This is a genomic window from Synechococcus sp. NOUM97013 (genome assembly GCF_014279815.1).
Classification (GTDB): Bacteria; Cyanobacteriota; Cyanobacteriia; order PCC-6307; family Cyanobiaceae; genus Synechococcus_C.
In genome coordinates this window covers 1,041,998-1,054,842 of sequence record NZ_CP047941.1, presented here as the reverse complement: position 1 = coordinate 1,054,842, position 12,845 = coordinate 1,041,998, and the positions used below count along the sequence as shown (strand labels likewise).

Genomic DNA, 12,845 nt, shown 5'->3' with positions numbered 1-12,845 from the left:
CAGGGTCAGAACAAGGCAGTTCTGCGGTGCTGCAGACAGGGCATCTGCGTGCGGATGCGCTGGAGATGATCAAGATCGACCGGGGCAATCGCAGCACCGGCACTGACCCCGGCATCGGCCAGAACCGTTCCCCACGGATCAATCACCATGGCGTGACCATGGCTCTGACGGCGCCCGGCATGAGTTCCTGTCTGGGCGGGTGCGAGCACATAGGCCGTGTTTTCAATCGCACGGGCCTGCAACAGCACCTGCCAGTGATCCTTGCCCGTAAAGGCCGTAAAGGCGGCGGGAATCATCAGCAACTCAGCTCCTGCTCCGATCAGATGTCGGTAGAGCTCAGGGAAGCGCACGTCGTAGCAAATGGACACCCCCACCCTGCACAGTCCTGGCACATCCACCACAGGTGGCAGTTCAGCCCCGGAACTGAAGCCTGCGGACTCCCGATAGGAACTGCCATCAGGCAGGTCGACGTCGAAGAGGTGGATCTTGTCGTAACTGGACAAAATCTGACCATCACGACCCACCAGTTGGGCCCGCTGATAGGTGTGCGCATCGTCCCCGACGGGAACAGGGAAGCCTCCGCCAAGAATCACCACCTGGTAGCGGCGCGCCATGGTGACGAGAAAGCGCGAAGCCTGTTCCGCAAGAGTTGGAGCAATCTCCAGCCGCCGCGCGTCATCACCGATGAAGGCAAAGTTTTCGGGCAAGCCGATCAGCTCAGCGCCACGGCGTGTGGCGAGATCGATCTGTTCCTCGGCAGCGGCGAAATTGCGCTCGGGATCGGAGCTGCTGGTGAGTTGCACGGCCGCAGCCAGGAAATCACGCACAGAGGTCAGAGTTCAGTCGCTGAAACTGTATTGCTGATCAAGCAACGCGTGGTCAGACACGAATAGCTCGTAAGACACCGGGCTCCACCTGCGTGGGCACCACCGGCAACTGATCCAAGCCGGCACAACAGCTGAAATCGGCATCGTGATTGCCCAGACCCATCAGGCGCTGACCATGAGATGCCGTGCGTAAACAGGCCTCAGGGTCATGCTCCCACTGCCTCCACAGCGCCAGGGCAGCCTGGAGTTCATCGTTCGCGACAGCGGCACCGGCCTCCACCAGCAAGGCAGCGAGAGCACCGGCGGCCAGAGAGTCCTCCAAGGAATAGGTGCCTTCCCAGCCACTTCCCAAGATCAGGATTTGCTGATGGCGTTCCTGAAGCAGTCGCTCCGCAACGGCACGTCGATTGGGGAGTGACACCGTGAGCAGGCAGGACACCCCTCGGACACGTTGCAGAGCCCGCGTTCCATTGGTGGTGCTCATGAATAGCCGCTTGCCCTGCACCACCTCGGGAGTCACCGCCACCGGTGAATTACCCAGGTCAAAGCCTGCAATTTTGCTGCCACCGCGTTCACCCACCAGAAGACGGCGCTCGGCAGGCCAGGCATCGGCTTCGGCGCGCAATTGGTCGAGATCGGCAAACGCCTGCACGGCCTCAGCGCCGTTGTGAAGGGCCCAGGCGATGGTGGTCGTGGCCCGCAGTACATCAATCACCACTGCGGCATCAGGCCCATCAGCGGTCCCGACGGACTCGGGCACATCCGAGGCCACGTGGAAATAGGAAACCTGCATGGCCACGGTCACGATCAGCGTGCGTCACAGTACCGAGATCACGGCCCCCTGAGGTGTCTTACTGATGGCTCTGTTCAGCCCCGGCCCGGGCACCCGGGATCTGCGCGCTTTTATCCAGTTGCTGGAAGAGCGGGGACAGCTCAGACGCATCACGGCCCCCGTTGACCCCGATCTCGAACTGGCCGCCATTGCGGACCGGGTGCTGGCCAGCGGTGGTCCTGGTCTGGTGTTCGAAAACGTGATCGGTTCTTCCATGCCGGTGGCCGTGAACCTGCTGGGCACCGTGGAACGCGTGGTGTGGAGCATGGGCCTGGAGCACCCCCAACAGCTCGAAGAACTGGGAGAACGGCTGGCTCTGCTGCAGCAACCGAGACCGCCGAAGGGTTTGGGGGAGACCAAGCAGTTCGCCCGGGTGTTCTGGGATCTGGTAAAAGCCAGACCTGATCTGGACCTTCTTCCTCCCTGCAGACAGCAGGTGTTTGAAGGGGACGCGGTCGACCTGAACAACATTCCTCTGATCAGGCCCTGGCCCGGCGATGCCGGCGGTGTCATCACCCTGGGACTTGTGATCACCAAAGACCCCGAAACAGGGGTTCCGAACGTCGGGGTGTATCGACTGCAGAAGCAATCGGTCAACACCATGACCGTGCACTGGCTCAGCGTTCGTGGCGGTGCTCGCCACCTGCGCAAAGCGGCGGCCATGGGCAAGAAACTGGAGGTAGCTGTTGCCATCGGCGTTCACCCCTTGCTGGTGATGGCCGCCGCGACTCCCATCCCGGTGCAACTGAGTGAATGGTTGTTCGCGGGAATTTATGCCGGTGAGGGCGTGCGGCTGAGCCGTTGCAAAACCCTGGATCTCAAAGTGCCCAGCCACAGCGAAGTTGTGCTGGAGGGAACGATCACTCCCGGAGAAGTGCTCCCCGATGGTCCCTTCGGTGATCACATGGGGTTCTACGGCGGCGTCGAGGATTCGCCCTTAGTGCGCTTTCACTGCATGACGCAGCGGCGCGACCCAATGTTTTTGACCACGTTCAGCGGCCGCCCTCCCAAGGAAGAGGCAATGCTGGCGATCGCCCTGAACAGGATCTACACGCCGATTCTTCGGCAGCAGATTCCCGAGATCAAGGACTTCTTCCTGCCCATGGAAGCCTTGAGCTACAAGCTCGCCGTGATCTCCATCGACAAGGCCTATCCAGGGCAAGCCAAACGCGCAGCCATGGCGTTCTGGAGTGCCTTGCCGCAGTTCACCTACACCAAATTCGTGGTGGTGGTCGACAGCCACATCAACGTTCGAGACCCACGCCAGGTGGTGTGGGCCATCGCCGCACAGGTGGATCCTCAACGCGATCTATTCACCCTCGAAAACACGCCCTTCGACACTCTGGATTTCGCCAGCGAACAACTGGGGCTCGGCGGTCGGTTGGCCATCGATGCCACCACCAAGATCGGACCGGAGAAAAATCATGAGTGGGGCGAACCGCTGAGTCGGCCTGAGGAGCTCGAGCAGAAGGTGACGGATCGCCTTGAGGAACTCGGGTTAAGTGACATCAGCAACCAGGAGCCGAATCCAGAGTTGTTCGGCTACCTGCTGGATCAACTCATTTCCAACCGGCCTGGGCCATGAGCCGAATCGCCTGGGGGTTGAAGGCGCTCAGCTGAGAGACGGTGACGTTGTCGGGCGTGAATTTGGTCATGCCCTTCAGGTAAGTCGACGAACCCACGCCACGAAGGGGAAATTCATATGTCGGTCCAGCAAGACCAGCGCTGCCATTGGGCGATGCCAGAAATTCAATCAGCTGAATCGCTTCAGGTTTGTTTTTGGCGTAGCGAGAGACGGCTGCTGCACTGATGTTCACGTGAGCAGGATTGGGCATCACGATCGACACCTGGCGCGCAAGCTGCTGATCTTTGGTGCCATTCACACCTGACAACATGCGGGCCAAGTAGTAGTGATTGACGACGCCCACGCCACACTTGCCTTGGGCAACCGCACGAATCAGCCCAATATCTCCCGAGAAATAGGGCTGCGCGACATTCGCTGTCACCCCTTTCAACCAAGCCTTGGTTGACGCTTCACCTCTGAGTGCGAGCTGATCAGCCACTAAGGACTGGTTGTAGACATTTTTGCGATTCCTGAGGCAGAGCTTGCCCTTCAAATCCGGGGATGCCAGCTGGGCATAGGTCCGCACCTTGGCTGGATTTACGACGTTTGGATTGACAACAATCGCCCGAACCCTGCGCGTCAGGCCGAACCAACGATTGCCCGGATCTCGATAGCGAGAAGGGACCTCAGATTTAAGTTTGCTCGATGCAATCGGCTGAAACAGACCGGCTTTTGCCGCATTGTTGATGCGCGCGGCATCCACAAGGATGATCACATCGGCCTTCGTGTTGGAGCCCTCACGCTTAAGACGTTCAACAAGCGAGATCCCCGAGGCTTCAATCAGGCGAACCTTGATGCCTGTTTGTTCTGTAAAAGCCTTATAACTCTGCCGGTCCGTATTGTAGTGACGCCCTGAATAAACACGAACTTCCCGTGCATGAATCGATAGCGGCATGAAGGCGAGCGACGCGAGCAGGGAGGCAGCGAGAAACTTCATAAAACACAAAAGCCCACCCAATGCTGTTCACGCGACGACCACACGTCGTGTGCAGCCGATACGGGCCACATGATCATTTGATACCAATGCTTGCTCTGCCATGAATCACCTCAAACTTCCACTACTTTCACGAGAGCAATGCGAATCAATCATCAACCTGCTCAATCAAGCTGAATGGGTCGATGGCCGAACCACAGCTGGCGCTCAAGCGAGCACGGGAAAGATCAACAAACAAGTCGAGCATTCATCACCAGAACGCATCGAAATTCAAACCATCGCCCAAACAGAAATGTGGAAGAATCCAGCCATTAAAAGCTTCTGCTTGCCACGAAAACTGCATCGTTTTCAGATAAGTAAAACAAGTAAAGGTGGTGGCTATGAAACCCATGTCGACAACGCCTACATGAGCAGCGGAAGAAGCGATCTCTCCTTCACACTCTGCCTTTCCGATGCCAACAGCTACAAAGGGGGAAGTCTTGAAGTTGATAGCATCAGCGACTCCACCGAGCTAGCGCTTCAGCAAGGTGAGATCGTGATTTACCCCAGCACGACATTGCATCGAGTCAAAAAGGTCACCGACGGTGAAAGAATTGTCTGCGTTGGCTGGATCGAGAGTTACATCAAAAGCGAGACCGATCGCGTCACTTTGTTTCAACTCGACAGTGGTGCACGTGGACTGCTCGCCAAGCACGGACGCAGTGATGAATTGGATCAAGTGTTTCTCGCGTATACAAATTTACTGAGATCATTAGGAACCTAGAAGACAGGCACCTTTCACCCTAAAATCGTGGGGATAACGTTGAAACAATTGCCTGCGATGAAGCGCTCCACAACCCTTTCTATTTTTCTTGCGGGTGCCGCAGCACTCAGCAGCGCAGTCACGACACCTGCAAGTCTGGCTGATACCGACACCCCTAGTGGTGGCCTCACTGAATGGAGCACTGATCAGGATCTTGATGCTGAAGCAGTGAAGGATGCTGATGCACAACGAGCAGCCGACAAGGCGGCGGAAGAGGATATTTGCATCCCAATTGGTGAAGGAGAGAACTGCTGGTGATTCGCTAAAACCAGCCAAGAGTCGAAAAAAGGGGGTTCACACCCCTCTTTTTTTTGCGCATAAAAAAACTCCCTCATTGAGGGAGCCGATCCAATACTTGAAAGGACCTTCCGATCAGAACTTGAAGGAGGTCTTCACCAGATAGCCAAAGGTGCCAAAAGATTCAGCACCCTTGCCACCGTAGCTGTCATTGGTGCCTGTCAGTTCACCGAATGGACGGGAGACATAGAAGGCGGCCGGAGTGACTGAGATGTTGTCAGTCACCTGGAACTGATAGAACAGCTCCATGGCGTAGTTACCATCATCGGGAGTACCACTATCGCGAGCTGTCTCGAACTGAGGCTGGCCAATGGCAAATCCCAGCAGGTTGCCCTTGATGAAAGCATCCTTCCAACCAAGACCCACCATCCAATCTTGCGATGTTTCCTTCGGGGAAATCTCAAATTCAGTCAGGTCGTAATCATTGCTGTTGAACGATGTCAGACCCCAACCAGCACTGATGCTGGGAATCCAACCCGACTCCTGAGGCTGCCACCAGGCACGCAGAGCAACGGCGTTGGCATCTTTAAAGCCACGGGAGAAGGAGGAGTCACTGCCACCAACAACGGTGGTCGAAGCACCCAGAGGGGTTCCGTAGCCAACCGTTGCACCGTTTTGAATGTAGGCATAGGCCGCAGAGAGAGACCACTGTGGGCCGCCATAAGCCACCTGCGCCAAGAACTTACCCCTGGAGGCATCGGTGCCAATACCACCTTTTTGAGGATCTGAGCTTGCACCCCCTTTAGCGGTGTAATTCAGAGAAATGCTGAACTTGGGATCGAAAGGATTGACGTTGCTATTCGGTTTCCAGACGACACCAGCACCGGGAGCTGTGGAAGCGCCATAAACGCCGTAATAACCACCAAGCTTGAACTGCTTGAGAATCTGGCGATACACACTCGGAGCAGCACCGAGCATGTAGTAGTTCTCAATCAGAGGACCAACAAAAACCTGAAGGTCATCACCGACTGGGAATTGATACCAGAGCTTGTCGACCTTGAGGGTGTTGCCAGTTTCCTTGGCTACATCCAACTGCGTTTGGTTGCCGGTGTAACCCTTACCGGAGAAAGCACCCTCGCCGAAGTTACCAGCGCGCAGACGGGTATAAAGCAGATCCTTACCCGTGAAGCTGGTGTTGAGATTCAGGGTGGTGCGGTAGTTGAAAGTGACCGCATCTTCACCGCGATAGTCCTTGCCTTCGCCCAGGTCGTAATCCTCACCGGTGTAGCTGACGCCACCCATCACGAAGTCCACCTTGCCTCTCAGCTTGGTGGTGGTGGAGAACTGGGTTGCTTCCAGTTCGCCCACGCGCGCTTCCAGACCGTCCACGCGGCCCTTGAGGATGGCGAGCTCCTTTTCGAACTCCTTCATCAGGCGCTTCAGCTCATCGGTCACTTCGGTGACGCGGTCGAGACAAGCGTTCAGCAGTGCGGCCGCTTCAAAGCGGGTCATCGCACGGTTGCCGCGGTAGGTGCCGTTGGGATAGCCAGCGACGCAGCCATAGCGCTCGATCAGGTTGCTCAGAGCCTGATAAGCCCAGTCCGTCGGATAGACATCAGAGAACTGAGTGATGCTGGTGACCTGCTCGAGGCTGCTCCCTGAAGAGCTCGAGGCGTAGTCGGCAACACCGGCAACGTTGACTTCAGTCGCACCGGCGGCCACAGGAGCCAGAAGACCCAGGGCAGCGGGAGCAACCAGCAGTTGCTTGAAAAGTTTCATGGAAGCCCTCACACCGAGAGAAGAGGAAGAGGCCTTTGACCTCGAGGGCATTCAAGCGGCTGGACTTGCTCGAATGCCACACAAAACGAAGGCGCCAAAGGAGCAAACCAACCGAAACTGCATTCGATCACACCATTTCACCGCTGAAAAGCCGCATCACCACTTGATCGAATCGCGAACCCCGAGCATCACGAGTGTCAACTCGAAAAGTGGACCCAAATTGAACCAAAAGCTGACAATCAAGAGCTCTTGAGATGCAATTTACAGCTCCTTAAAGTTTTCATTACCTGGACTAACCAGCCCTTAACCCTGGAGATGGAGAACAGGCAATGGCTCCCAGTGGTTGCGCCAGATCCATGACCAGAACTGAAGGCACACTGATCAGACATTGCAACGCGATCAGGGCGCATTGCAAATAACATCTGCCCCTTTCTCACATCAATGACTGAACCATCAAGAATTCAAACCCACCACACTTAACAGTTTGTTGGATAGTTCTGCAGCAGCTTTCAAGAGAGGTAAATCGTTGGGATTGATTCAGTCGGTCACAGCCAAGTTGAGCAACACTCACTGAGACAGCCAACGGAATCGCAAGACAAGCAAATTGAATGATCGGCTCTTGGTTCAGCAGTGAGAGTCACGGCACTAACAAAAGCCTGGATCTGAAAAATTGATTAATGCTCAAAACTCCGGACTACGGCCACTCCATTGAAGGATGAGCCAAGCCGAGGAAAGTCGGGCACAGGTGACTGAATAGACTCGCCTCACATCTGTTCAGACGCTGTGCCGGGAACCACTGAAGAGGCCCGTCCACTCAAATCCGGTGGCTCCCTCAGCGGTCACGTGAGAGTTCCTGGGGATAAATCCATCTCACACCGTGCATTGCTGTTCGGTGCCATTGCTGAAGGACAAACAACGATCGAAGGTTTGTTGCCAGCGGAAGACCCGATCAGCACCGCTGCTTGCCTGAGAGCAATGGGGGTGACCATCAGCCCCATCAAAGATGGAGAAACCATCACCGTGCAGGGGGTTGGCCTTGATGGGCTGCAAGAGCCCTCGGAGGTGCTCGATTGCGGAAATTCCGGCACCACCATGCGTCTGATGCTGGGTTTGCTGGCCGGCAGGGATGGCCGCCATTTCGTTCTGAGCGGTGATGCATCCCTGCGCCGGCGACCCATGCAACGGGTCGGCCAGCCCCTGTCCATGCTTGGAGCCGAAGTCCGAGGCCGCGGAGGCGGAAACTTCGCCCCGCTGGCAGTCGCTGGTCGCAAGCTGAGAGGGGCCATCGTCGGTACCCCCGTCGCCAGTGCGCAAGTGAAGTCAGCGTTGTTGCTAGCGGCACTGACCGCTGATGGGGCGACCACCGTGATCGAACCGGCTCATTCCAGGGACCACAGCGAACGGATGCTGAAAGCCTTCGGGGCGGACCTCGAGGTGGGGGGAGAAATGGGGCGTCACATCAGCGTTCGGCCAGGCGCAACCCTCACGGGCCAGCATGTTGTGGTACCGGGTGACATCAGTTCAGCAGCCTTCTGGCTGGTGGCCGGTGCTTTGGTGCCCGGCGCCGATTTGACGGTCGAAAACGTGGGCTTGAATCCCACCCGCACTGGAGTCCTCGAGGTGCTTCAGCAAATGGGAGCACAGATTGAAGTGCTCAATGAGCGGGATGTCGCAGGGGAACCTGTAGGTGATCTCAGAGTCACCCATGGCCCCCTCAAGCCCTTCGTGTTCGGGGAGGAAATCATGCCCCGCCTGGTGGATGAAGTGCCGATCCTCAGCGTTGCAGCATGCTTCTGTGACGGAGAAAGCCGCATCACGGGCGCTTCAGAACTGCGGGTCAAGGAAACAGACCGACTGGCTGTGATGGCACGACAGCTCAAAGCGATGGGTGCCGACATCGATGAACACGACGATGGGCTCACCATCCGGGGTGGCCGTCCGCTGAGGGGGGTATCCCTCGACAGCGAAACTGATCACCGCGTGGCCATGAGTCTGGCGGTGGCGGCATTGTTGGCGGAAGGTGATTCAACCCTGATGCGCAGTGACGCCGCAGCCGTGAGTTACCCCACGTTTTGGGATGACCTCAAAAGGCTGCACCGTTGAGCCACCCGCTCGGTGAGCTCAGCGCGCTGCAGACAGCAGATGGAAGCCTGAGTCTTCATAGCGAGCGATTTGACGAAGCCTTTCACAGTTCCGTAGGCGCGCTCGCTGAAGCAGAAGCCAAATTTGTCCGACCATCCCAACTGGAACGGTTTTGCGGAGCGGGCAGCTTGCGGGTTCTCGATGTGTGCGTCGGACTCGGATATAACAGCGCCGCAGTGATGAACGCACTGCCCAAGCAGAATGCACCAGCCCTTCAATGGTGGGGACTGGAGTTGGATCCACGCCCTCTGTCTTTGGCGCTGACTCACCACTCTTTTTGCACGCTCTGGTCCCCAGAAGTGTTGAGGCGACTCGAGCAGCTCAACAGGAACAGCAGCTGGACCGACAGGCAATCAGAGGGAACCGTTCTCTGGGGCGATGCCCGAAGCACCGTGAAGGACCTTCCTGAGCAGTGGCAGGCAGACTTGATCCTGATGGATGCCTTCTCGCCCGGGCGATGCCCTGAACTCTGGAGCGAAGAGTTTCTCGGTGCCCTCGCCAAGCGACTGGCCGCTGGAGGAAGGCTGTTGACGTATTCCAGATCGGCGGCGATCCGAGGGAGCTTGCGTCGCGCTGGGCTGGAGCTGCGCTCCTTACAACCAGCCCCTGGACAACGGCTGGAGTGGAGTTCCGGAACTCTGGCCACAAAACCGGGTGGACCAAAACCTCTCGCCTACAGAGGCCCCGGATGGAACCCGCTGTGCACGATGGAGGAAGAACATCTCAACACCAGAGCAGCGGTGCCCTATCGAGATCCCGATGGTCACGATGATGCAAAGCAGATTCGGATAAGACGTGTACAAGAGCAACAAACTTGCAGAAGTGAAAGCACCAGCGCCTGGCAGCGCAGGTGGCGCAACAACATGCTCAAATAACGAGTGATCAAGAGATCATTCAATCTGCTGTGAATTGAAGAACGGCTCAATCATGAGCAGAACTGGTTGTTATCGGATATTGAAGGATTTCAAGTTGGCTTGGAGCTTGAGGGTAAGCCTGTCCAAAGGCAACACCCACAACAACGGAAAGACTCACAACAATGATGGAATCGGCTGCGAACGAGATCACATTCTTGAAATCTTCCATGAACATGTCCTGTTAATCATCACAAGATGCCCCAGACTGATGATGCATGTTGTGATCGAGATTATTTCACTCTGTGATTTTGATCACAGAGCTCATCAAGCGCACGGCTTGGGGTGCCTTGCCTCGACACCCGTTTCATCACCGAGCGTCCCTAAGCACGCTGTAATAGATCAGACATTCTATTTCCGTTCAGGGCTGTAATTTAGAACAACCGTTGGTCGATGCTCGAATCCATGAAACGCTACGCATTGATCAATATCTGCATGATCACAGGTCTCATTGCCTTAGGAATGACACAGGGATCAATTCCATCCGCCCAAGAAGAACTCACGACCGAAGTGCGCTGACCACTTGCCCACAAGATGTGGCGTCCACGATTGCTGCTGTGGCAACTGCACATGGCTGAGCAGCGCAGACTTGTCACGTTTTCCAAAACCATTGGAGATCGGCAAGACGCAGGCACGACATGCAGATCGATGGCCTCAAGGCGCCGCGTTTGGCACGCCGTTCTGACTTTCGGCTTTTTCCCCTCAGAAGGCAATGCGCGATTTGACCGATGCCAACACGCGCCTCAAGGGTGGAAAGTAAGCCCAACGAGATCGGAGGCGTCCATGCAAGACGACGGTCCAACACAGCAGAACAAAGAAGCAGACTGACTTTCTGGCCCCTGCTCCAACAGTCTCAACAACGATCCGGGTCGGTCCTTTGGTAGGCACGCAGAGGTAAGCCACGCCAATCGACGCTCCACTTGCACCGCCCGAGGTGCCCTCGGAGAAGACGACCCAATTCCTAGAGCGCATGGCCCCAGGGCGCCTCAAGCCAGAAGCTTCGACCCTTTCTGTCGTTCCAAACGTGATGGGTTGAACGATGCACAAACGAGCGCGCTAGGCCGTCTCTCCTATCCAGGAGGGGCGGCCTCCCTCTTTGGCCTCTGTTCTGCGATTCAGGGCGCAATCGCATAGCCCTCCTGTTACGACCTGAGCACCTGAACAGTTGCAACCCTTGGGGATGGCTACGACATGGTTGTTCCCTTATCTTTTGGGCTCCCATGCAGATGTATCTCGCGGATTGCGTTTTCCCTGAGATTGAAGGCCAACTGGCTGCTTACAAGAGCTTCTGTGAGCTGTGGGATTCAGGCGAAATGGCAAAGCTGGACAACTTTGATGGCTTTGAAATGTTGTTCCGCGTGCACGCCCCTGGCGCTGGCCGAGTGACCATCCTCTTCAAAGCTGAAAGTGATGCTCAAATCTTTGAGCACTTCGCGCCATGGCGTGCTCAGTTCGGCATTGAAATGGACTTCACTCCTGTAATCGGTTGTCAGGATGTGGTTGATTACCACAAGAAGCTTTTCGCCAAGATGTCCTAATCGTTGTAAGCATTTTGCACTTGGGGTCAGCGTCGAGCTGGCCCTATTTTTTTTGGCCATAAAGATGTTCGTACTCCAAGGGTCACCTGTTGGGGTTGGCTCTTTTTCTATGTCGTATGTCCGAGCTAGGACAAGCTTTCTGACCGTTCCGCTGCAGTTCCACTGATGGCAACGCTTGAAGAGTTCAAGGCACTGCGTGATGGGGTGCCTACTGCGGTGCAAGGTGAGCTGTACAAGCTGATGACCGCTGACCCTGATGCCTCGATTCGCCGCATGGTGAAGATCGCTGCAGAGAAAGGGATGACGGTGACCTCAGATGAGGTGAGGGGCTTCCTCAGGCAAATGAACGACGACGACAAGTGCGATGACAACGAGCTGAATGCTGTAGCTCTCGCTGCCATGGCTGGTAGTCGAATGAGAAGCAATCACATGCGCCCATGACGAGCCCTGGGGGCGTTGCCCTGGCATGCGTCCGATGAGGGAATGGCTCTTTGGTGGCTCACCCCAGAGCGTTTGAGTCGTTGCAGCCGCTGCCAGCCAGACCCAAGCCCGTTAGCTGACAATCGGCTTCAGCAGACATCCAACACTGCTATCAAATCGCTATTGATTGTCTGTTGCCTGTTATGGCAAATGCCAACTGGTTCTACTACTTCGATTCGGATCCCTTTTCAGAGACGACGCCAATAGAGAAAGCAGAAGATTGTGATTGCGATAAGCCAGGGACCCCCACCGACTCCCTGATCGGGCCTCTTGAAAGCTTCTTTGGCAAAGAGGCAGAAGACGACGAGATCATTGGTGCCGAAAGCCTTCCGACCACTTATCAAGGACCTGGTGTGAGATGGCAACCTGAATGGTTCCCAGATGGCGCACGGAGAAATTTCTTTGATGCAAACCTGAGCTGGGCGGACCTTAGGGAGGCGGACCTGAGGAATGCGTTCCTAATACATGCGGACCTGAGGGAGGCGGACCTGAGGGGTGCGGACCTGTGGCGTGCGGACCTGAGGAGTGCGGACCTGAGGGGTGCGGACCTGGAGCGTGCAGACCTGAGGGATGCGGACCTGTGGCGTGCGTTCAATTTGGGTCAAGCACGTAATGCATTTTCGGCGATTTATTACCGAACAACCTGCCCGGACGGCAGCATGAATATCGGCACTTGGCCTTGTTTTGGAGATCAGCTCATTCCTGCCTGAGCATTGACGCACTAGGGCTGAATACTGCT

12 protein-coding genes are annotated in these 12,845 nt (G+C 56.3%); 8 read left to right on the top strand and 4 right to left on the bottom strand.

The features are described from left to right. Positions 1-5 precede the first annotated feature (5 nt). Both SynNOUM97013_RS05485 and SynNOUM97013_RS05480 read right to left on the bottom strand, forming a co-directional pair. Positions 6-827: a carbon-nitrogen hydrolase family protein gene (locus tag SynNOUM97013_RS05485; protein WP_186481115.1), complete on the bottom strand. Its 822-nt coding sequence runs from the start codon at positions 825-827 to the stop codon at positions 6-8. Between the two features lie 52 nt (positions 828-879). Beyond that, a complete protein-coding gene (locus SynNOUM97013_RS05480) occupies positions 880-1,620 on the bottom strand; it encodes a 2-phosphosulfolactate phosphatase family protein (RefSeq protein WP_186481456.1) in 741 nt (246 codons plus the stop codon). A 64-nt stretch (positions 1,621-1,684) separates the two neighbouring features. Between SynNOUM97013_RS05480 and SynNOUM97013_RS05475 the strand changes: the two genes are divergently transcribed. Further along, on the top strand, positions 1,685-3,244 hold the full coding sequence (locus SynNOUM97013_RS05475; protein ID WP_186481114.1) for a UbiD family decarboxylase: 1,560 nt from the start codon (positions 1,685-1,687) through the stop codon (positions 3,242-3,244). Here SynNOUM97013_RS05475 and SynNOUM97013_RS05470 read toward each other — a convergent pair. Continuing rightward, a complete protein-coding gene (locus tag SynNOUM97013_RS05470) occupies positions 3,219-4,220 on the bottom strand; it encodes an extracellular solute-binding protein (protein WP_186481455.1) in 1,002 nt (333 codons plus the stop codon). The two genes, SynNOUM97013_RS05475 and SynNOUM97013_RS05470, sit on opposite strands and share 26 nt — an antisense overlap. Positions 4,221-4,320: 100 nt before the next feature. Here SynNOUM97013_RS05470 and SynNOUM97013_RS05465 point away from each other — a divergent pair, with 100 nt between their 5' ends. After that, entirely contained in the window at positions 4,321-4,980 is a 660-nt protein-coding gene (locus SynNOUM97013_RS05465; RefSeq protein ID WP_186481113.1) for a Fe2+-dependent dioxygenase, read from the top strand. Positions 4,981-5,037: 57 nt separating this feature from the next. After that, on the top strand, positions 5,038-5,277 hold the full coding sequence (locus SynNOUM97013_RS05460; RefSeq protein WP_186481112.1) for a hypothetical protein: 240 nt from the start codon (positions 5,038-5,040) through the stop codon (positions 5,275-5,277). A 114-nt stretch (positions 5,278-5,391) separates the two neighbouring features. Here SynNOUM97013_RS05460 and SynNOUM97013_RS05455 read toward each other — a convergent pair whose 3' ends face one another. Then, positions 5,392-7,035, bottom strand: coding sequence for an iron uptake porin (locus SynNOUM97013_RS05455; protein WP_186481111.1), 1,644 nt, complete (start codon positions 7,033-7,035; stop codon positions 5,392-5,394). Between the two features lie 783 nt (positions 7,036-7,818). Between SynNOUM97013_RS05455 and aroA the strand changes: the two genes are divergently transcribed. The 5 genes from aroA to SynNOUM97013_RS05425 all read left to right on the top strand — a co-directional run bounded on the left by aroA (position 7,819) and on the right by SynNOUM97013_RS05425 (position 12,816). Further along, positions 7,819-9,138, top strand: coding sequence for a 3-phosphoshikimate 1-carboxyvinyltransferase (aroA, locus tag SynNOUM97013_RS05450; RefSeq protein ID WP_186481110.1), 1,320 nt, complete (start codon positions 7,819-7,821; stop codon positions 9,136-9,138). Further along, a complete protein-coding gene (locus SynNOUM97013_RS05445) occupies positions 9,135-10,052 on the top strand; it encodes a tRNA (5-methylaminomethyl-2-thiouridine)(34)-methyltransferase MnmD (protein WP_186481109.1) in 918 nt (305 codons plus the stop codon). Before aroA ends, SynNOUM97013_RS05445 begins: the two co-directional genes overlap by 4 nt. 1,256 nt (positions 10,053-11,308) lie before the next feature. Beyond that, positions 11,309-11,626: a DUF3303 domain-containing protein gene (locus SynNOUM97013_RS05435; protein ID WP_011364204.1), complete on the top strand. Its 318-nt coding sequence runs from the start codon at positions 11,309-11,311 to the stop codon at positions 11,624-11,626. A 165-nt stretch (positions 11,627-11,791) separates the two neighbouring features. Further along, positions 11,792-12,067, top strand: a complete 276-nt coding sequence (locus SynNOUM97013_RS05430; RefSeq protein WP_186481107.1) for a hypothetical protein — start codon at positions 11,792-11,794, stop codon at positions 12,065-12,067. Positions 12,068-12,249: 182 nt separating this feature from the next. After that, positions 12,250-12,816: a pentapeptide repeat-containing protein gene (locus SynNOUM97013_RS05425; RefSeq protein WP_186481106.1), complete on the top strand. Its 567-nt coding sequence runs from the start codon at positions 12,250-12,252 to the stop codon at positions 12,814-12,816. Positions 12,817-12,845: the final 29 nt, after the last annotated feature.

Coding starts and splice junctions, on each gene's coding strand:
- SynNOUM97013_RS05480 (WP_186481456.1), bottom strand. CDS start 1,620: ATGCAGGTTTCCTATTTCCACGTGGCCTCGGATGTGCCCGAGTCCGTC.
- SynNOUM97013_RS05475 (WP_186481114.1), top strand. CDS start 1,685: ATGGCTCTGTTCAGCCCCGGCCCGGGCACCCGGGATCTGCGCGCTTTT.
- SynNOUM97013_RS05470 (WP_186481455.1), bottom strand. CDS start 4,220: ATGAAGTTTCTCGCTGCCTCCCTGCTCGCGTCGCTCGCCTTCATGCCG.
- SynNOUM97013_RS05465 (WP_186481113.1), top strand. CDS start 4,321: ATGAATCACCTCAAACTTCCACTACTTTCACGAGAGCAATGCGAATCA.
- SynNOUM97013_RS05460 (WP_186481112.1), top strand. CDS start 5,038: ATGAAGCGCTCCACAACCCTTTCTATTTTTCTTGCGGGTGCCGCAGCA.
- SynNOUM97013_RS05455 (WP_186481111.1), bottom strand. CDS start 7,035: ATGAAACTTTTCAAGCAACTGCTGGTTGCTCCCGCTGCCCTGGGTCTT.
- SynNOUM97013_RS05435 (WP_011364204.1), top strand. CDS start 11,309: ATGCAGATGTATCTCGCGGATTGCGTTTTCCCTGAGATTGAAGGCCAA.
- SynNOUM97013_RS05430 (WP_186481107.1), top strand. CDS start 11,792: ATGGCAACGCTTGAAGAGTTCAAGGCACTGCGTGATGGGGTGCCTACT.
- SynNOUM97013_RS05425 (WP_186481106.1), top strand. CDS start 12,250: ATGGCAAATGCCAACTGGTTCTACTACTTCGATTCGGATCCCTTTTCA.